At 67.4% G+C, this 19699-nt stretch carries 16 protein-coding genes; 15 read left to right on the top strand and 1 reads right to left on the bottom strand.

Features of this window, described 5'->3' with window-relative positions; genetic code table 11:
- Positions 1-16 precede the first annotated feature (16 nt).
- The 12 genes from ABIC65_RS03935 (at position 17) to ABIC65_RS03880 (ending at position 13390) form a co-directional block, all read left to right on the top strand.
- Positions 17-628: an NADH-quinone oxidoreductase subunit J gene (locus tag ABIC65_RS03935; RefSeq protein WP_354306902.1), complete on the top strand. Its 612-nt coding sequence runs from the start codon at positions 17-19 to the stop codon at positions 626-628.
- Positions 625-930, top strand: coding sequence for an NADH-quinone oxidoreductase subunit NuoK (nuoK, locus tag ABIC65_RS03930; protein ID WP_064312147.1), 306 nt, complete (start codon positions 625-627; stop codon positions 928-930). The genes ABIC65_RS03935 and nuoK overlap by 4 nt, the downstream gene beginning before the upstream one ends.
- Positions 930-3014, top strand: coding sequence for an NADH-quinone oxidoreductase subunit L (gene nuoL, locus ABIC65_RS03925; RefSeq protein WP_354306900.1), 2085 nt, complete (start codon positions 930-932; stop codon positions 3012-3014). The genes nuoK and nuoL overlap by 1 nt, the downstream gene beginning before the upstream one ends.
- Positions 3015-3021: 7 nt before the next feature.
- The gene (locus ABIC65_RS03920) at positions 3022-4587 is read left to right on the top strand and encodes an NADH-quinone oxidoreductase subunit M (protein WP_354306898.1); all 1566 of its coding nucleotides are present in this window, start codon (positions 3022-3024) and stop codon (positions 4585-4587) included.
- The gene (gene nuoN, locus ABIC65_RS03915) at positions 4587-6044 is read left to right on the top strand and encodes an NADH-quinone oxidoreductase subunit NuoN (RefSeq protein ID WP_354306896.1); all 1458 of its coding nucleotides are present in this window, start codon (positions 4587-4589) and stop codon (positions 6042-6044) included. The genes ABIC65_RS03920 and nuoN overlap by 1 nt, the downstream gene beginning before the upstream one ends.
- A 5-nt stretch (positions 6045-6049) precedes the next feature.
- Positions 6050-6745 (top strand): biotin--[acetyl-CoA-carboxylase] ligase, encoded by a 696-nt coding sequence (locus ABIC65_RS03910; protein WP_354306894.1) that lies wholly within the window; start codon positions 6050-6052, stop codon positions 6743-6745.
- A gap of 19 nt (positions 6746-6764) precedes the next feature.
- Positions 6765-7547: a type III pantothenate kinase gene (locus ABIC65_RS03905; RefSeq protein WP_354306892.1), complete on the top strand. Its 783-nt coding sequence runs from the start codon at positions 6765-6767 to the stop codon at positions 7545-7547.
- Positions 7548-9185 carry a ribonuclease J gene (locus tag ABIC65_RS03900; protein ID WP_354306890.1) on the top strand — a complete coding sequence of 546 codons (1638 nt, stop codon included), beginning with the start codon at positions 7548-7550 and terminating at the stop codon, positions 9183-9185.
- A 10-nt stretch (positions 9186-9195) separates the two neighbouring features.
- Positions 9196-9456, top strand: a complete 261-nt coding sequence (locus tag ABIC65_RS03895) for a DUF1467 family protein (RefSeq protein ID WP_354306888.1) — start codon at positions 9196-9198, stop codon at positions 9454-9456.
- Between the two features lie 59 nt (positions 9457-9515).
- A complete protein-coding gene (locus ABIC65_RS03890) occupies positions 9516-9908 on the top strand; it encodes a hypothetical protein (protein WP_354306887.1) in 393 nt (130 codons plus the stop codon).
- A 110-nt stretch (positions 9909-10018) separates the two neighbouring features.
- Entirely contained in the window at positions 10019-11575 is a 1557-nt protein-coding gene (locus ABIC65_RS03885) for an alkaline phosphatase D family protein (RefSeq protein WP_354306885.1), read from the top strand.
- Positions 11576-11587: 12 nt separating this feature from the next.
- Complete coding sequence (locus ABIC65_RS03880) at positions 11588-13390, top strand: adenylyl cyclase (protein ID WP_354306883.1); 1803 nt, start codon at positions 11588-11590, stop codon at positions 13388-13390.
- Here the strand turns inward: ABIC65_RS03880 and ABIC65_RS03875 are convergent.
- Positions 13381-14679, bottom strand: coding sequence for an MFS transporter (locus tag ABIC65_RS03875; protein WP_354306881.1), 1299 nt, complete (start codon positions 14677-14679; stop codon positions 13381-13383). The genes ABIC65_RS03880 and ABIC65_RS03875 overlap by 10 nt on opposite strands.
- Before the next feature lie 154 nt (positions 14680-14833).
- Between ABIC65_RS03875 and ABIC65_RS03870 the strand changes: the two genes are divergently transcribed.
- The 3 genes from ABIC65_RS03870 to ABIC65_RS03860 all read left to right on the top strand — a co-directional run bounded on the left by ABIC65_RS03870 (position 14834) and on the right by ABIC65_RS03860 (position 19672).
- A complete protein-coding gene (locus ABIC65_RS03870) occupies positions 14834-17821 on the top strand; it encodes a TonB-dependent receptor (protein ID WP_354306879.1) in 2988 nt (995 codons plus the stop codon).
- 92 nt (positions 17822-17913) lie between these two features.
- Positions 17914-18648: a SapC family protein gene (locus ABIC65_RS03865; protein WP_354306878.1), complete on the top strand. Its 735-nt coding sequence runs from the start codon at positions 17914-17916 to the stop codon at positions 18646-18648.
- Positions 18641-19672: a cupin-like domain-containing protein gene (locus tag ABIC65_RS03860; RefSeq protein WP_354306876.1), complete on the top strand. Its 1032-nt coding sequence runs from the start codon at positions 18641-18643 to the stop codon at positions 19670-19672. The genes ABIC65_RS03865 and ABIC65_RS03860 overlap by 8 nt, the downstream gene beginning before the upstream one ends.
- Positions 19673-19699 lie beyond the last annotated feature (27 nt).

Below are 19699 nucleotides of genomic sequence, written 5' to 3'. Positions count from 1 at the left end.
GGGGCCATCCGATTCCGTGATCCAGCTTCTCGCCTTTTACCTGTTCGCGATCATCGTGTGCGTCTCCGGCGCCTGCACGATCCTGTCGCGTAACCCGGTACATTCCGTCCTCTGGCTCATCCTGGCGTTCTTCAACGCCGCGGGCCTGATGGTGCTCGTGGGCGCCGAATTCATCGCCATGCTGCTGGTGATCGTCTATGTCGGCGCGGTCGCGGTGCTCTTCCTGTTCGTCGTGATGATGCTCGACATCGATTTCACGGAGCTCCGCGCGGGCGTGATGAAGTATGCGGCTGTCGGCGCGCTGCTTGCGCTGGCGCTGGTCGCCGAGATCATCGTCGCGGTGGGCGCCTGGAGCGCCGGCACGCTGGCGCTCGGCCGCCGCGTCGCCCCGGTGGCGGACGGCGTGCCCAACATCGAGGCGATCGGTGCGCTGCTCTACACGCGCTACCTGTTCGTGTTCGAGGGCGCCGGCCTGGTGCTGCTCGTCGCGATGATCGGTGCGATCGTGCTGACCTACCGCAAGCGCAGCGACGTGCGGCCGCAGAATGTTGCGCGCCAGAACGCCCGCCGCGCCAAGGATGCCACCCGCAACATGAACCCGGCAGTCGGGCAGGGGATGGATCTGTGATCTCGCTCACCCATTATCTGGTCGTCTCGGCCATCCTGTTCACCATGGGGGTGCTCGGCATCTTCATGAACCGGAAGAACCTGATCGTCATCCTGATGGCGATCGAGCTCATCCTGCTGGCCGTGAACCTCAATTTCGTCGCCTTCTCGTCGTTCCTGCACGACCTGGTGGGCCAGGTGTTCGCGATGTTCGTGCTGACCGTCGCCGCCGGTGAGGCCGCGATCGGCCTTGCCATCCTGGTCATCTATTTCCGCGGTCGCGGCACGATTTCGGTCGACGACGTCAATCGGATGAAGGGCTGATGTCGTCCATTCTGATCATCGTATTCCTGCCGCTCCTCGCGGCAGCCGTTGCGGGGCTCGTGAACAAGTCGTTCGGTGCCGCGCTCCCGAAGATCCTCACCACGGGCTCGCTGTTCGTGGCGTGCGGCCTGTCCTGGCCGATCTTCCTCTCGTACCTGAGCGGCTCGGCCGCGCCGACGGTGACCCCGGTGCTGCACTGGATGACTTCGGGCGCGATGAGCTTCGCCTGGGAACTGCGCGTCGACGCGCTGACCGCGGTGATGCTGGTGGTGGTCACCAGCGTCTCGGCGCTCGTCCACCTCTATAGCTGGGGCTATATGAGCGAGGAGCCGGACCAGCCGCGCTTCTTCGCGTACCTGTCGCTGTTCACCTTCGCGATGCTGATGCTCGTGACCGCGAACAACCTGGTGCAGATGTTCTTCGGCTGGGAAGGCGTGGGCCTCGCGTCCTACCTGCTGATCGGCTTCTGGTTCCGCAAGCCCAGCGCCAATGCCGCCGCGATCAAGGCCTTCGTGGTCAACCGCGTCGGTGACCTTGGCTTCATGCTCGGCATCTTCGGCGTGTTCCTGGTGTTCGGCACCGTCGACATCCCGACGATCCTGGCGGCGGCGCCGAGCCATGCGGGTTCGACGATCGGCTTCCTCGGCCACCGCTTCGACACGATCACGGTGCTCTGCCTGCTGCTGTTCGTCGGCGCGATGGGCAAGTCGGCCCAGCTCGGCCTGCACACCTGGTTGCCGGACGCGATGGAAGGCCCGACCCCGGTGTCGGCGCTGATCCACGCCGCCACCATGGTGACCGCGGGCGTGTTCATGGTCTGCCGCATGTCGCCGCTGTTCGAGCAGAGCGCGGTCGCGATGCACGTCGTGATGGTGATCGGCGCGGCAACCTGCTTCTTCGCCGCGACCGTCGGCACGACGCAAACCGACATCAAGCGCGTGATCGCCTATTCGACCTGTTCGCAGCTCGGCTACATGTTCTTCGCAGCGGGCGTCGGCGCGTACGGCGCGGCGATGTTCCACCTGTTCACGCACGCCTTCTTCAAGGCGCTGCTGTTCCTCGGTGCCGGCTCGGTGATCCATGCGATGCACCACGAGCAGGACATGCGCTATTATGGCGGCCTCTGGAAGAAGATCCCGCTGACCTACACGGCGATGATGGCGGGCACGCTCGCGATCACCGGCGTCGGCATCCCCGCGCTGTTCGGCAATCCCGTGGCGTTCGGCTTTGCCGGCTTCCACTCGAAGGATGCGATCATCGAGGCGGCGTTCGCCTCGGGCAACACCGGGGTGTTCTGGGTCGGCGTGGTCGTCGCGCTGCTGACGAGCTTCTACTCGTGGCGCGTGGTATTCCTGACCTTCCACGGCAAGCCGCGCTGGGCCGCTTCCGAGCACATCCAGCACGCGGTGCACGACGCGCACGGCCATGGTCATGACGATCGAGCGCATGACGATCACGCCCATGCGCACGCCGCGCACGGCCACGACGATCACCACGCGCACGATCACGGCGACGGCACGGCGGGCTACCACCCGCACGAGAGCCCGCTGGTCATGCTGATCCCGCTGATCCTGCTGTCGATCGGTGCGGTTGCCGCCGGCTTCGTCTTCCACGGCTTCTTCATCGAGCCGAGCGCGGGCGAGACCTATTGGCACGGCGCGCTGGCCTTCAACGAGCACCTGATGCACGCGATGCATGCAGTGCCGGTGTGGGTGAAGCTCTCGGCCACGGTGGCGATGCTGCTGGGCCTGGGCACCGCGGTGTTCGCGTATATCGTTTCGCCGGGCTTCCCGGCGGCCTTCGCCGAGCAGGTGCGCCCGCTGTATCTGTTCCTGCTCAACAAGTGGTATTTCGACGAGCTCTACAACCTGCTCTTCGTGCGTCCCGCATTCGCCATCGGGCGGCTGTTCTGGAAGCGCGGCGACGAGCAGACGATCGACCGGTTCGGCCCCAACGGCGCGGCGCGCCTGGTGCAGTTCGGAAGCTTCGGAGCCGTCAAGCTGCAATCGGGGTATCTCTACACCTATGCCTTCGTCATGCTGATCGGGCTCACGGCCGCGCTCACCTGGGTCATTGCGAGGTGATGGACAAATGACCGGCTTTCCGATCCTTTCCGTCCTGCTCGCTGTGCCCGCGATTGCCGCGGTGCTCTGCCTGTTCGTCGGTGCACAGGGGGCGCGGTGGACCGCGCTCCTCGCGACCCTGGTCAATCTGGCGCTGGGCGCGTGGCTCTGGACCCAGTTCCAGCATGGCGACGGCGCCCCGCAATGGCAGTTCGTCGAGCATGTCACGCTGTTCAAAATGGGCGGCGTCGAGTTCTCCTGGGCGCTCGGCATCGACGGCTTCGCCTTCCTGCTGATCGAGCTCTCGCTGTTCCTGATGCCGATCTGCATCGGGGCCAGCTGGCTCTCGGTCACCAAGCGCGTGCCCGAGTACATGGCGGCGTTTCTCGCGACCGAAGTGCTGATGATCGGCACCTTCGCCGCGCAGGACCTGTTCCTGTTCTACGTCTTCTTCGAAGGCGGCCTGATCCCGATGTACCTGATCATCGGCATCTGGGGCGGCGTGAACCGCATCTACGCGTCGTACAAGTTCTTCCTGTACACGCTGCTCGGCTCGCTGCTGATGCTGATCGCGATGATCGCGATGGTGCTGACGACCGGCACGACCTCGATCCCGTACCTGATGGCCTATGACTTCCCGGCCAGCTGGCAAACCTGGCTGTGGCTCGCCTTCTTCGCCTCGTTCGCGGTGAAGATGCCGATGTGGCCCGTCCACACCTGGCTTCCCGACGCGCACGTGCAGGCGCCGACCGCAGGCTCGGTCATCCTGGCGGGCGTGCTGCTGAAGCTCGGCGGCTATGGCTTCCTGCGCTTCTCGCTGCCGATGTTCCCGGTCGCGTCGGTGCAGTTCATGGGGCTGGTGTTCGCGCTGTCCTGCGTCGCGGTGGTCTACACGTCGCTCGTCGCGCTCGTGCAGAGCGACATGAAGAAGCTGATCGCCTATTCGTCAGTCGCGCACATGGCGATCGTCACCATGGGTCTGTTCGCCTTCAACGCGAACGGCATCGACGGTGCGATGATGGTGATGCTGGGCCACGGCGTGGTCTCGGGCGCGCTGTTCCTGTGCGTCGGCATCATCTATGATCGCCTGCACACCCGCGAGATCGACCGGTACGGCGGTCTGGCGATCAACATGCCGCGCTATGCCGTGCTGTTCCTGCTGTTCACCATGGCCTCGATCGGCCTGCCGGGCACCAGCAACTTCGTCGGCGAATTCTTCAGCCTCGCCGGCGTGTACCAGGTCTCGACCTGGACCGCGCTGATCGGCACCACCGGCATCATCCTCGGCGCCGCCTATATGCTCTACCTGTTCCGTCGGGTGGTGTGGGGCGACCTGACCAAGGACGATGTGAAGGCGATGCCGGACCTCGACGGCCGCGAAGTCGCGATGCTCGTCGCGCTGGCCGCCGTCGTGCTGTGGATGGGCGTGTACCCGACCAGCTTCACCGCACCGATGCACGCCGACGTCGCGCGGCTGACGCAGCGCCTCGATAGCGCCGCGCACACCGCGTCGATCAGCGACTCCAAGCCCACGCCGGGTTCGCCGCAGGCGGCACCCGCCCATGAAGCCTCCGCGCACGAGGGGGCGCACTGATGTCCTATTCCACGCAACTCCTCATGACGCTGCCCGAGCTGGTGCTCGCGGCGGGCTCGATCGTCCTGATGCTGGTCGCCGCCTGGGGTGGCCAGGCATCGACCAAGCTGGTGAGCTGGGCCTCGGTGGCGCTGCTCGCCGGTGCCGGCATCGCGCTGGCGGGCCCTGCCTCCACCGGCGGCGTCGCGTTCGGCGGCCTGTTCCGCGCGGACGCCTTCGCGACCTTCGCCAAGGTGGTGATCTATGTCGCCGCGGCGGTATCGATCCTGGTCGCGCCGGGCTTCTTCCAGCGCACCTCGGGCGAGGATCTGCGTCCGGAATATCCGGTGCTGATCCTGCTCTCCACGGTGGGCATGGGCATGATGGTCTCGGCAGGCGACCTGCTGACCCTCTATGTCGGCCTCGAATTGCAGAGCCTTTCGGCCTACATCCTCGCCAGCTTCATGCGGCGGGACACGCGCTCGGCGGAAGCCGGCCTGAAGTATTTCGTGCTCGGCGCGCTGGCTTCGGGCATCCTGCTGTACGGCATCAGCCTGGTCTATGGCTTCGCCGGCACGACGCTGTTTGACGGCATCGCCGATGCTTATAGCGTCGCCACCAGCGGCAGCCAGCATACCGGCCTGCTGTTCGGCCTGGTCTTCGTGTTCGCCGGTCTTGCCTTCAAGATCTCGGCCGTGCCGTTCCACATGTGGACGCCGGACGTGTATGAAGGCGCGCCGACCCCGGTCACCGCCTATTTCGCCTCGGCACCGAAGGTGGCGGCGGTGGCGATGGCGGTGCGCGTAGCGGTTGACGCGATGGGCCCCGCGATCCTCGAATGGCGCCAGATCGTGATCTTCGCCTCGCTCGCCTCGATCATCTTCGGCGCGGTCGCGGCGATCGGCCAGACCAACATCAAGCGTCTGCTCGCCTATTCGTCGATCAACAATGTCGGCTTCGCGCTGATCGGCCTTGCTGCCGGCGGCGAGGAAGGCGTGGCGAGCGTGCTCGTCTACATGGCGATCTACGTGGTGATGACGATCGGCAGCTTCCTGGTGGTGCTGCAGATGCGCGACGAGCAGGGCGAGCAGGTCGAGACCATCGCCAGCCTTTCGGGCATGTCGCGCACGCGACCGGGCCTGGCGCTGGCGCTGGCGATCTTCATGTTCAGCCTCGCCGGCATTCCGCCGCTGCTCGGCTTCTTCGCCAAGCTGGGCGTGTTCATTGCCGCGATGCATTCGGGCCTGATCGCGTTCGCCACGGTGGGTGCCGCGGCCTCGACGATCGGTGCCTTCTATTACCTCAAGATCGTCAAGACGATGTACTTCGACGAGCCGGCGCCGGCCTTTGCGGGCAAGACCGACCTGGTCGAGGGCGGCCTGATCGCGATCAGCGCCGTCGTCATCTCGCCGATCGGCTGGGTGGTGTTCGGTGCGCTCGGCACCTGGTCGCTCGTCGCGGCCAAGGCGCTGTTCTGACCCCTGTGATCCGGACCGTCGCCGAGACGGGATCGACCAATGCCGACATCCTTTCCCTGGCGCTTACGGGCGCCGGGGAAGGGCTTTGGCTCCGGGCCGAACGCCAGACCGCCGGCAAGGGGCGGCAGGGGCGGGCCTGGGTCTCGCCTGCGGGCAATCTCTACATTTCCACGCTGGTCCGCGTGCGGCCGACTGATCCCTCGCCGGCGACGCTGGCGCTGCTGTCGGCCGTCGCGCTGGAAGAGACGGTGCGGGCGTTCGGCGTATCGCCAATGCTCAAATGGCCCAATGACCTGCTGTTGGACGGCGCCAAGCTCTCCGGCATCCTGCTCGAGCGGGCAGGCGACGCGATCGCGGTCGGCATCGGCGTCAACCTCGCGGCGGCGCCCGAGGGGCTCGACCGCGCCGCGACGAGCCTTGCCGCGCAGGGCGTGACCGTCTCACCCGATATTTTCGCCGAGGTCCTTGCCGAGAGCTTCGGCCGCTGGCTGGAGCGCTGGCGGGGCGAGGGGATGTGGCCCGTGCGCGAGCGCTGGCTGTCCAAGGCGCATCCCGAGGGCACCGCGCTCACCGCGCGGCTCGCCGACGGCTCGAGCTTCGACGGGCTGTTCGGCGGGCTGGATTCGAGCGGGGCGCTGATCCTGCGCTTGGCCGATGGCACGACCCGTGCCATTCACGCGGGCGACGTGTTCCTGCTGTAACGAGGAAGAGGGAAGGGCGATGCTGCTCGCGATCGACGCCGGCAATACCAATGTCGTGTTCGCGCTGGTGGACGGCGGCGAGATCCGCGCCCGCTGGCGCATCGCCACCGATCCGCGCCGCACCGCCGACGAATATGCGGTTTGGCTCAGCCAGCTGCTCGCACTGGAGGGCTTCGACCGCAGCGCGGTGACCGGCGTGATCGTCGGCACGGTGGTACCGCGCGCGCTCCACAACCTGCAGGTGCTCGCCAGCAAATACTTCAAGACCGAGGCGGTGATCGCCGGCAAGGGCAGCGCGGAATGGGGCTTCGCGCTCGACGTCGACGAGCCGCAGAACCTGGGTGCCGATCGCGCGCTCAACGTGCTCGCCGGCCATGCGCGGCACGCCGGCGACCTGATCATCATCGACTTCGGCACCGCGACCACCTTCGACGTGGTCGACTATCGCGGCGCCTATAAGGGCGGGATCATCGCGCCGGGCATCAACCTGTCGCTCGACGCGCTGGTGACCGCCGCGGCCAAGCTGCCGCGCATTGCCATTACCGCACCCGAGTCCGCCACCGTGGTCGGCCGCAACACCGTCGATCAGATGCATATCGGCATCTATTGGGGCTATGTGGCGATGATCGAGGGGCTGGTCGCGCGGCTGAAGGCCGAAGTGGGCAGGCCGCTCAAGGTTATTGCGACGGGTGGGCTGGCGATTCTCTTCGAAAGGCATACATCTGTCTTCGATACGATCGAGCCCGACCTCACCATCCAGGGCTTGGCGATGCTGTGGGAACGCAGCCAGCAAGGAAATTAAGTGACTCCAAGAAACGAACTGCTCTTCCTGGCCCTTGGTGGCTCGGGCGAGATTGGCATGAACGTCAATCTCTATGGCTGCGACGGCAAATGGCTGATGGTCGATTGCGGCATCACCTTTGGCGACGCCAGCTATCCGGGCATCGACGTGATCCTGCCCGACCTCCAGTTCATCGAGGACCGGGTGGACGACCTGCTCGGCATCGTGCTGACCCACGGGCATGAGGACCATATCGGTGCGCTGCCCTATCTCGCCGCCGATCTCGGCGTGCCGCTCTATGCGACGCCGTTCACCGCGGGCCTGATCCACGGCAAGCTCGCCGAGGAAGGCATCGACGACCGCGTCGAGCTCAACGTCGTCAAGGAAGAGGGGCCGTTCGACATCGGCCCGTTCACGATCACCTACACCCCGCTCGCCCACTCGATACCCGAGGGCAATGCGGTGCTGATCGAGACGCCGTACGGCAAGGTGTTCCACACCGGCGACTGGAAGCTCGACGAGGCGCCGTCGCTGGGCGGTTCGGCGACCGCCGAGGAACTGACCGCGATCGGCGACAAGGGCGTGCTCGCGCTGGTGTGCGACTCGACCAACGTGTTCAACCCCGAAGCCTCGGGCTCGGAAGCCGATGTGCGCAAGGGTCTGGACGAGGTGGTCGCCGGGGCCAAGGGGCGCGTGCTCGTCACCACCTTCGCCTCGAACGCGGCGCGGTTGCAGACGCTGGGCGAGGTTGCCCGCGACACCGGCCGCGAACTGTGTGTCGCCGGGCGTTCGCTCGACCGGATCATTCGCGTCGCCAAGGCGACCGGCTATCTGCGCGACTTCCCCGAGCTGATCGACTTCGACAAGGCGATGACGCTGCCCGCCTCGCGCGTGCTGATCGTCGCCACCGGCGGCCAGGGCGAGCCGCGCGCCGCGCTCAACCGCATCGCCGAGGGCAGCCATGTGCTCAAGCTCCACCAGGGCGACCTGGTGGTGTTCTCCTCGCGCCAGATCCCGGGCAACGAGATCGCGATCGGCAAGATCATGAACACGCTCGCCGACAAGGGCGTGGACATCATCACCGACCGCCAGGCCTTCGTGCACGTCTCGGGCCATCCGGGTCGCCCGGAACTGGCCGAGATGTACAAGTGGATCCGGCCCGAGATCATCGTTCCGGTGCACGGCGAGATCCGCCACATGCACGAGCAGGCCCGCTTCGCGCTCGAACAGGGCGTGCCCAAGGCGGTGAAGCAGCAGAATGGCGAGATCATCCGCCTCGCGCCCAACGGCCCGGCCAAGATCGGCCATGCGACGGTCGGCCGCCTCGTGCTCGACGGCGACGTGATCCTGCCGGCCGATGGCGCGACGATGGGCGAGCGGCGGCGGATCGCGCTCTACGGCCAGATGTCGGTCGCGGTGGCGATCGATCGCAAGGGCAAGCTGCTCGGGGCGCCGCAGATCCGCGTCCAGGGCGTGCCGGTGGAAGAAGACCGCGAGGACCTGATCGAGGCCGCCGCCGATGCCGCCGCCGAGGCAGTGAAGAAGGACTGGCGCGATCGCGAGAAGCTGCGCGAGTCGCTGCGCCTCGCGGTGCGGCGCGTCGCGGTGCGCTTCACCGGCAAGAAGCCGGTAGTGGACGTGCTGCTGATCGAGGCGTAACCTCGCTCCCATGAAGTGGCAGTCGGCGCTCGCGATCTATACGCTCTTCTGGGCGATGTCGGTGTTCTTCGTGCTGCCCTTCGGGGTGCGAACCAGCGAAGAGGCGGGCGTGCCGCTCGTCCCCGGCCAGGCGCCGAGCGCGCCGCACGCCTTCAATCCGACGAAGATCGTGGTGCGCACCACGATTCTTTCGGCGGTGCTGTTCGGTGCCTTCTATCTCAACTATGTCTATGGCTGGGTGACTGCAGAGATGCTCGACTGGACGCAGTAACCCCCGGCAAAACAAGCTTTTGTTGACGCCAGTGGGGCACGGCTTCCTATAAGAGCGGGATGAAAGACCTCCGCCGCCACCACGCCCAGATGCTCGCCGCGCTCGACGAACTCGAGCAGCTTACCCGGGCAGCTTGTTGTGACGAGAAGGTCGTGACTGCGGTTCGCTATCGGCTGACCCGCGCCAGCAGCGCGCGGCGTCGCGAAGTGGTCGCGCTGTGCGAACAGATGATCGCGGCCGGGGCGAGCGATCCGGCACTGCAGGCGCTGCGGGACGCTACCAATGCTTCGCGCGCCGCCTCCAGCCGCCATATCGGCACCTGGACGCTCCGCCAGGTGGTGGCGGATTGGCCGGGCTATGTCCGAGCGTCGAACACGATGCGCGCGGCACTGCGTCGTGAAGTCGAGCGTGAAGTTGCGGTGCTCACCCCGCATTTCGCCGGGATTATGTGAACGTTCACATTTCTGTCATCTTCGGTTGCCATGCGCTGCGGATGAGGTTTGCATCTCCCCGCTGACAGCGGTGGCCGGGTGCCTGCCGCACCGCGCGAGGGAGACGAAGGATGCACACTACACGACGCGAGCTGTTGCTGGGCGCCGCCGGATCGCTGCTGGTGCTGGGCGCGCCGGGCATCGTCCGGGCGCAGCAAGCTTTTCGTGCCTATCCCTTCACGCTCGGTATCGCGGCGGGGGACGCCTCCGCCGACGGCTTCGTGCTGTGGACGCGGCTCGCCCCCGAGCCGCTCGAGCCGCATGGCGGTATGCCGATGGTGCCGATCGCGGTGCAGTGGGAAGTCGGTGCGGACTCCGCCTTCAAGACGATCGCCGCCAAGGGCGAGGCGCTGGCCCGGCCCGAACTCGGCCATTCGGTGCATGTCGAAGTCGCAGGGCTGCAGCCCGACCGGCCATACTGGTACCGCTTCACCTGCGGTCGCGAGCGCTCGATGCGCGGCCGGGTCAAGACGCTGCCCGCTGGGGGCGCGTCGGTGGAGAAGGCGCGCTTCCTCGTCGCCGGCTGCCAGCAGTATGAGCAGGGGCTCTACACCGCCTATGCCCATGCCGCGCGCGAGGAGGCAGACTTCCTCTTCCATTACGGCGATTACATCTACGAGGGCCGCGGCAACCCGGTGGCGTTCGACTATGGCGGGAACCCCAGGAAGTTCATCCGCGCGCATGCCGGCGAGGAGCCGTTCAGCCTCGACGACTATCGCCGCCGCTACGCGCAGTACAAGACCGACACCGATCTCCAGGCCGCGCATGCCGCCACCGGCTGGTATGCGACCTTCGACGACCATGAGATCCAGAACAACTGGGTGAGCGACCGCGACCAGAACGGCACCCCGCCCGAGGCGTTCCTGCTCCGCCGCGCCGCGGCCTTCCAGGCGTGGTACGAACATATGCCGGTGCGCAGCGCCTCGATCCCGCATGGCGACAGCATCCAGGCCTATCGCCGCGCCCGCGTCGGCGACCTGCTCGACCTGCATTTGCTCGACACCCGCCAGTTCCGCACCGACCAGCCCTGCGACGACGGCTTCAAGGCGAAGTGCGCCGGCTGGGATGCCGCCGATGCGCAGGTGCTCGGCACCACCCAAGAGGCGTGGCTCGCCCGCAACCTCGTCGAGGGCAAGGCGCGCTGGAACGCGATTGCCCAACAGGTGATGATGATGCCGCTCGATCGGCGCATGGGCGACGAGCCCGCGCCGATCCGCAACATGGATAGCTGGGGCGGCTATGACCTGCCCCGCGAGCGGCTGTTCTCGAAGTTCGCGGGCCACGGCAATGTCGTGGTGCTGACCGGCGACGAGCACCAGAATTATGCTGGCGAGCTGCGCACCCGCGCCGGCCAGGGCGAAGCGGTGGCGGTGGAGTTCGTCTCCACCTCGATCAGCTCGGGCGGGGACGGGGCGGACGTGCGCGCGGGCAGCGACAAGATCCTCGGCCGCAACCCCTATCTCAAGTACATGAATGACCGGCGCGGCTATCTGCTGTGCGACGTGACGCGCGACCAGTGGCAGGCGCAGTTCCGCACCGTCGACACGGTCAGCGAACCCGGCGCGCCGGTGAAGACCGCGCGTACCGCGATCGTTTCCCATGGCCGGGCCCAGCTCGATTTCGCCTGACGGGGACAGCGATTGCACGAAAACGAGGGGGGCTGCCTGCCCGATGCAGGCCGGCGCACGGTGATCCGTCGCGCCGGCGATGCCGGGCTGGCGGCGATGGCAGTGGTCGCGGGGGCGCCGCTGCCGGTACGAGCAGGGGAAGCGATGGCGCCGGAAACCACGCCCGATTTCGGGCCCAACGTGCTGGTAGTCGATCCGTCGATGCCCGGCGGGGAGATCCAGGCGCGGATCGACGCGATCTTCGCGCAGCAGGAGGCTGCGCATTTCACCGATCGCCGCTTCGCGATCCTGTTCAAGCCCGGGCGCTATACCACCGATGTGCGGGTGGGCTTCTTCACCCAGGTGCTGGGGCTCGGCACGATGCCGGGCGCGGTGACGATCGACGGGCATGTCCGCGTCAATGCCGATTGGCTGAAGGGCGACGCGCTCGCCAACTTCTGGCGCGGCGCCGAGAACCTCACCGTCCGCCCGCCCGAGGGCTGGGACCGCTGGGCGGTTTCCCAGGCGGCGCCCTATCGGCGCATCCATATGCTCGGCGATCTGGTGCTCGACGATGGCGGCTCGTCGAGCGGCGGCTTCCTCGCCGATTGCCGGATCGAAGGCACGGTCCGCGCCGGTAGCCAGCAGCAATGGTATAGCCGCAGCAGCCGGATCGGCGGCTGGCAGGGCGTCAACTGGAACATGATGTTCCAGGGCGTGCAGGGCGCGCCGGCGACCAGCTTCCCCGATCCCGCGGTGACGACGCTGCTGCGCGTGCCGCTGCTCCGCGAGAAGCCGTTCCTGCGAGTCGACGAGGACGGCCGCTGGTCGGTCTTCGTGCCCGCATTGCGGCGGGACGCGGAGGGGACGAGCTGGGCCGACGGGCCGACGCCGGGCAGCGCGCTACCGCTCGCGCATTTCTTCCTGGCGCGGCCGGGTATGGATGCGGCCACGCTCAACGCCGCGCTCGCCCGCGGCCAGCATCTGCTGTTCACCCCCGGCGTCTACCGGCTCGACGCCCCGCTGCGGGTGATCGCAGCCAACCGCGTGCTGCTCGGCATCGGGCTCGCGACGCTGCAGGCGGTGCAGGGCAATGCCGTGCTGGAGATCGACGATGTGCCCGGCGTCACCATCGCCGGGCTGATGATCGATGCCGGCGCCGCGCGCTCGCCGGTGCTGGTGCAGGTGGGACCGCGCGGCAGCGACGGCGACCATCGCGCCAACCCCGTGCTGCTCGCCGACCTGTTCTTCCGTGTCGGCGGGGTGGAGGTCGGCAAGGTGGAGACCTGTCTCGAGATCAACAGCCACCATGTCCTCGCCGATCATCTGTGGATCTGGCGGGCCGATCACGGCGATGTCGACGGCACCCGCGTGCATGTCGGCTGGGACGAGAGTACCGGCGAGCAGGGGCTGGTGGTCAACGGGGACGACTTGACGGTCCACGCGCTGTTCGTCGAGCATTTCCAGCGCTACCAGACCTGGTGGCGGGGGGAGCGCGGGCGGACCTATTTCTACCAGAACGAACTGCCCTATGATCCGCCGACCCAGGATGCCTGGATGGCGGGGCCGACCCGCGGCTGGGCAGCCTACAAGGTCGACGATCGGGTCCGCGCGCACGAGGCTGTGGCGCTGGGCGTCTATGTCTATTTCCGCACCAACCCGCAGGTCGTGCTCGAAAGCGCGATCGAGGCGCCGGGGCGGCCGGGGGTGCGCTTCCGCCATGTGATGACGATGTCGCTCGGCGGCGGGATCGGCACGATCGCGCATTTGGTGAACGACACCGGCGCGGCGGCGCGTCCCGGTGCGGTGCTGCAGCGGCTGCTGTCCTATCCCTGAGCCGGTTCGCGTACCGCGAGCATCACCAGCCCGCCCGCCAGCGTGAGGCCGGATAGCAGGAACAGCAGCGGCGCGAAGCTGCCCGGCGTCGCCGCCACCCAGGCAATCGCGGTGCCGACCAGCGCGGGCAGCGTGTTGGTGAGGTTGAGGATGCCGAGGTCGCGGCCGCGATGGCGCTCGCTCGGCAGCTCCTGCATCCAGAAGGCGCCGTGGAGCGCCATGAACAGCTGCGCGCCGACGCCGTAGACCAGGAACCCGGCCACCGCGACCGTGCGGGTATCGGCCAGGCCCATCACCAGCAGTCCCCCGGCGGTCACCGCCGCGGACGCCAGCAGGAAGGGCTTGCGGCGGCCGATCCGATCCGAGAGGCGGCCGAGCAGCAGCGTGCAGGGCAGGGGGAGGAGAGTGGCCAGCACGAGCGTCCGCCCGACGAAGTCCGCCGCGGCGGCGGCGGTCTGGCGGGGGGGCAGGTCGGCGAAATAATAATAGAGATAGAGCGTCAGCCCGTTGCCCGCCGCCTGAAGCAGCAGTCGGGCGACCCAGGCCGCGGCGAGGTTGCGGCGGGCCTGGACGCGCGGCAGCGGCGCGGGCTGCGGCGGCAGGCGGCGCGCGGCGGAGAAGGCGAGCGGCGCGACCAGCAGCGCGATGACGAGCGAGAGCAGGCCCAGCCGCATGGCCTCGGTGACGCCGGGCAGCTGGACCAGCCCCCAGGCCGTCGCCGCGCCGATCGGGTTGGCCAGCGCGAGCAGGCCGCCGGTGAAGCCCTTCTGCGCGTCGGGGATCTCGTCGGCCATCAGCGCGAGCAGCGGCGCCAGCATCGCGTTGGCAGCGCATTGCACCGCCACCACCGCGAGCATCACCCCGGCGGGCGAGTCGGCGCGGGCGAACAATGCATAGGCGAGCGCCAGGCCAAGCGTGCCGAGCAGCATCCAGCCGCGACGCCCGCGGCCGCGCGCGCGCGACCGGTCGCTCAGCCAGCCAAAGCCGATATTGGCGGCGATCGCCGCAACCGTGCCGACTGCGGCGACCAGGGTGAACAGGTTGAGCCGGTCGGCGCCGGCGATCGCTTCCACCTTGATCGGCAGGAAGACCGTGAACAGCGGGAGATAGCCGATCGTCCCGCCCGCATTGGCCAGCGCGAACAGCAGCAGGAAGCGCCAATGCCGCGCGGCGCCTTGGGTGGATACGACGGGCGTCGGCGCGTGCATGCAGGGGCTGGAATAGAGGCTGGAAGCGCGAGTGCCAACGTTGTTCCTGCCGCTTTTGGTGGACCGGGCAGGTTCGGCCAATGCTGCAACTTGGCCGCGCGAAGATGACAGTTTTGAGAACGATCTTCCTGCAAAAAACTACAGAAATGTGACTTGTTGACCGCGTAACAGATCTTTGTATGTGAACGTTCACATCATGGCGGGCCATGATTCATCCAATATGCGGGGAGCCAATATGACACGGGTACATGCAGGCAGGCCGATGCTGTGGCGCGCGGGAGTATCCGCGCTCGCACTGCTGGCGATGCCGGGGATCGCAGCGGCGCAGGACACGAGCGGCGGAAGCGAAAGCGAAGCCAATGGCGACATCGTCGTCACCGGCATCCGCGCCTCCTTGCGCGAATCGCTGGAACTGAAGCGCGACGCGCAGGGCGTGGTCGACGGCGTCACCGCCGAGGACATGGGCAAGTTCCCGGACACCAACCTTGCCGAATCGCTCCAGCGCATCACCGGCGTGTCGATCGATCGCTCGATCGGTGAAGGCTCGACCGTCACCGTCCGCGGCTTCGGCCCGAACTACAATCTGGTGACGCTCAACGGCCGCCAGATGCCGACCTCGACGCTCGACGGCGGCGCCACCGCGCCGACCTCGCGCCTGTTCGACTTCGCCAACCTCTCGTCCGACGGCATTGCCGCGGTCGAAGTCTACAAGACCGGCCGTGCCGACATCGAATCGGGTGGCATCGGCTCGACGATCAACATCCGCACGCCGCGCCCGCTCGACAAGCCGGGCCTGCACGGCAGCGTCGCGGTCTCGGGCATGTACGACAGCTCGAGCAACGCCAAGAACACGCCGATCACCCCCGAAGTGTCGGGCATCGTCAGCGACAGCTTTCTCGACGATCGCATCGGCATCCTCATCGCCGGCACCTACCAGAAGCGCAAGGCAGGCAACAACGAAGTCTATGTCGGCTGGAAGAACGGCCGCACCGGGTCGGACAAGGCGGGCGAACTCGCCCAGCCGGGCGATCCGCGCGCCGCCAACATTACCAACCGCCCGACCGGCGACCAGATCTACACCGTGCCGCAGAATGCCGGCATCGGCATCAACGATATCGAGCGCGAGCGGATCAACGGCCAGGCGGTGCTGCAGTTCAAGCCCTCCGACACGCTGACCGGCACGATCGACTATGTCTATTCGCGCAACCGGGTGACCGTGCGCAGCAACAGCATAGGCGTCTATTTCAACAACAACGACACCGTCAGCAGCTGGACCGGCGGCGCGGTGGCGAGCCCGATCTTCTACACCGAGCGGTTCAAGGCGAGCGAAGGCAAGGACGTTTCCTACGTCAGCAACCTCAGCGCCAACCAGAGCGAGAACAACTCGATCGGCGGCAACCTGCAGTGGAGGCCCGAGGGCGCCTTCTCGTTCGAGCTCGACGGCCACCACTCGACCGCCAAGTCGGGCCCGACCAACAAATACGGCACCAGCACCTCGGTGAGCACCGCGATCTTCGGCGCGGCGAGCCAGACGATCGACTTCACGCATTACATGCCGGTGCTGTCGATCAAGATGCAGCCGGGCATCAACCTGACCGACGCCTCGCGCATCCAGGCGACGGGAAATTCCTTCCGCAACGGCATGTTCCGCGACGAGATCAACCAGGTCCAGTTCAAGGGCCGCTACGCGCATGGCGGGCTGCTCGACAGCGTCGACTTCGGCATCTCCTATGTCGATAACAAGGTCCGCTCGGCCTATGGCTATCTCCAGAACAACACCTGGGGCGGCGCCGGCCCGGCCTCGGACCTGCCCGACAGCCTGTTCACCCTCGCGACCATCCCGGACAAGTACCCGGGGCTGAAGACGGACGGCAGCCTGCTGATCCAGCAGATATTCACCAAGAATTTCGAGACGCTCGTCGGCAATCTCGAGAGCCTCTACAAGATGTGCTCGAAGCCGCAGAGCGGCACGCCGCTCGGCCCGGATACCTGCCTGGCGCAGTATACGGTCGACCGCCACACCTCCGAAAAGACGCTCGCGCCCTTCCTCCAGGCGAACGTCAAGTTCGATGCCTTCGGCCGCCCGGCACACCTCTATGCCGGCGTCCGCTACGAGAAGACCTGGATCGACTCCTCGGCGCTGGTGCCGGTCGCCACGGGTACCAAATGGGTCGCGGCGAACGAGCTCAACGTCGTCTATTCGGGCAAGAGCGACTACACCACGCTCAGCGGCGCCTACCAGAACTGGCTGCCGTCGTTCGACTTCGACATTTCGCCGCTCAAGAACGTCAAGCTGCGCGCATCCTACGGCCACACCATCGCGCGGGCCGATTATGGCAGCCTGCAGGGTGGCCAGACGATCGACTCGCTGTTCCGCGTCGATGGCGGCACCGGCAGCCAGGGCAATCCGGGTCTGCTGCCGTACAAGTCGAAGAACCTCGATTTCTCGGCCGAGTGGTATTACCAGCCGGACAGCTACATCTCGGTCGGCTATTTCCACAAGTCGGTGGTGAACTTCATCGGCACCGGCCAGGTGAAGAAGCCGGTGTTCGGCCTGACCAACCCCGCCGACGGCCCGCGCTACAAGGCGGCGCTGGCGGCGCTCGGCACCGGCGCGACCTCGAACGACATCCGCCAGTATATCTTCGCCAACTATCCGGGTTCGGTGAAGATCACCGGCGGCACGCCCGGCAACTACACCGGCGACATCATCGGCCTGCCCGAGGACGCCCCGGTGCTGTTCACCGTCAACACGCCGGTCAACAACAACCAGACCGCCAATGTCCATGGCTGGGAATTCGCGATCCAGCACGGTTTCTGGGATACCGGCCTGGGGATGATCCTCAACTACACGATCGTCGACGGCGACGTGCACTACCGCAACGACCAGCCCGCCACGGTCAACCAGTTCGCGCTGGTCGGCCTGAGCGATACGGCAAACGTGATCGGCTATTACGACAAGAACGGCATCCAGGCGCGCGTCGCCTATAACTGGCGTGCCGAGTTCCTGTCGGGCGCGGGGTCGAACCCGAGCTATACCGAGCCCTATGGCCAGATCGATGCCAGCGCGAGCTGGGAAGCGCTGCCGCGCACGACCCTGTTCTTCGAAGGCATCAACCTGACCGGCGAAGGCCGCCGCGCGCACCAGCGCACCGATCGGTACGTGACCGTCACCGCGCCGGGCTATGCCCGCTACACGGTGGGCGTCCGCTACCGCTTCTGACGATGGGGGCCTTGGGGAGCCTATACCCCAAGGCCCTTCCGCCCCGCCGCGCGACGTGCCAACGCCGCCGGCGGGGAAGGGGATTGCCACGCATGAACGACCAACAGCTCGTGACCATCGACGATCACCGTGCGGTCCGCATCGATCGGCGGCGCGGCGCCGCGCTGGGCGACGCCGTCCAGCTCTGCCTCGTGGTGCCCAGCGAGTTCCGCCAGGTGCAGAATGCCTATCCGATCCTGTTCCAGCGGACCGCCGCGCGGGACGGGTTCCAGGCGATCGCGCTGTTCGGCTTTGCGCCCGAGGAAAACCTCTATCTGGAGGCGGATCGCTGGGACGCGCCCTATCTCCCGCTGACGATGGCGACACGCCCCTTCCTGATCGGCCCGCCGCCCACGGGCGGCGATGTGCCCCAGCTCCATCTTTCTGCGGCCAGCCCGCGCGTGCTGGCACCCGGCGATCCCGGCTATGCCGAGGCCTCGCCGCTGTTCGAGGCGGACGGTACGCCGAGCAGCTATCTCGCCGCGGTGCTCGACGGTCTTGCCCAGCTCGACCGCGGCTACCGCGCCGCCCCTGACTTCTTCGACGCGCTGGAGCGGCACGAGCTGCTGGAACCGGTGTCGATCCGCTTCGACGATGCCGCGGGCAATGCCCGGCAGATCGTCGACTTCCACGGCATCCATGAGGAGCGGTTCGCCGCCCTCGACGGCGCCGCTCTGGGCGAGCTGCACCGCGACGGCCATCTGCTGCCGATCACCATGGCGCTGGCCTCGCTCGCCAATCTGCCGCTGCTGATCGCGCGACTCCAGCGCCGGGGCGCCGATGCCTGATCCCGCCGATCTGTTCGACGGGCTGCGGCCGGTACCCGAGATCGCGGCGGCCGATTGCTGGGCGCTCGACCATGCGCTGGCGGCCTCGGCCGAGCCGTTCGTGGTGCGCGGGCTGGTCGCCGACTGGCCATTGGTCGCGGAGGGCGCAAAGGGGCCTGCGAACACCCGCGCCTATCTCGCCGGCTTCGCGCGCGACACCGACTTCACCTATGGCGAGGGTGCGTCCGGCGCCGGCGCCCGCATCTTCTACGACGACGCGATGGCGATGAACCACCGCACCCGCCGCGCGCGGATCGGCGCGATCTTCGCCGCAATGGACGCAGACGAGGGGCAGGCGGACGCGCCGCTCCGCTACATCGCCTCCACCGACGTGCCGCGCTTCTTCCCCGGCCTCGCCGAGGCCAATCCGATGCCGCTGGGCCCGCGCGACGGGCTGGCCGCGACGATCTGGATCGGCACCGCGACGCGGGTCGCCGCACATTGCGACGAACCCGACAATCTCGTCTGCACCGCGGTCGGCCATCGCCGCTTCACGCTGTTCCCGCCGGACCAGTTCGCCAATCTCTATCCCGGCCCGCTCGACAACACGCCGGGCGGCCGCGCGATCAGCATGGTGGACTTCCACGCGCCCGATTTCGCGCGCTTTCCGAAGTTCCGCGAGGCGCTGCGCCATGCCCGCACCGTCGTGCTGGCGCCCGGTGACGCGCTGCGCATCCCGAGCCTCTGGTGGCACCATGTCGAGGCGCTCGATCGCTTCAACGTGATGATCAATTACTGGTGGCGGACGCGGCCGGCGTGGCTCGCCGAGCCGAACGACGCGCTGCTGGCGGCGCTGCTCGCGATCCGCGACCTGCCGGCGGCCGACCGGGCGCATTGGCGGCAGGTGTTCGACCATTATGTCTTCGCCCCCGGCGCGGCCGTGACCGCGCATATCCCGGAGGGCGGCCGCGGCATCCTCGATCCGCTTACCCCCGAAACGGCGGGGCAGCTGCGCGCGTATCTCTTGCGGCAGCTGAGCCGCTAGGCAAAAACGATCCAGGAGAGGAAGTTG

Origin of the sequence: Sphingomonas trueperi (assembly GCF_040545665.1) — a bacterium.
GTDB classification, from domain to species: Bacteria; Pseudomonadota; Alphaproteobacteria; order Sphingomonadales; family Sphingomonadaceae; genus Sphingomonas; species Sphingomonas trueperi_B.
Note: the sequence above shows the minus strand (reverse complement) of the source record. Positions and strands in the feature narration are given on the sequence as shown.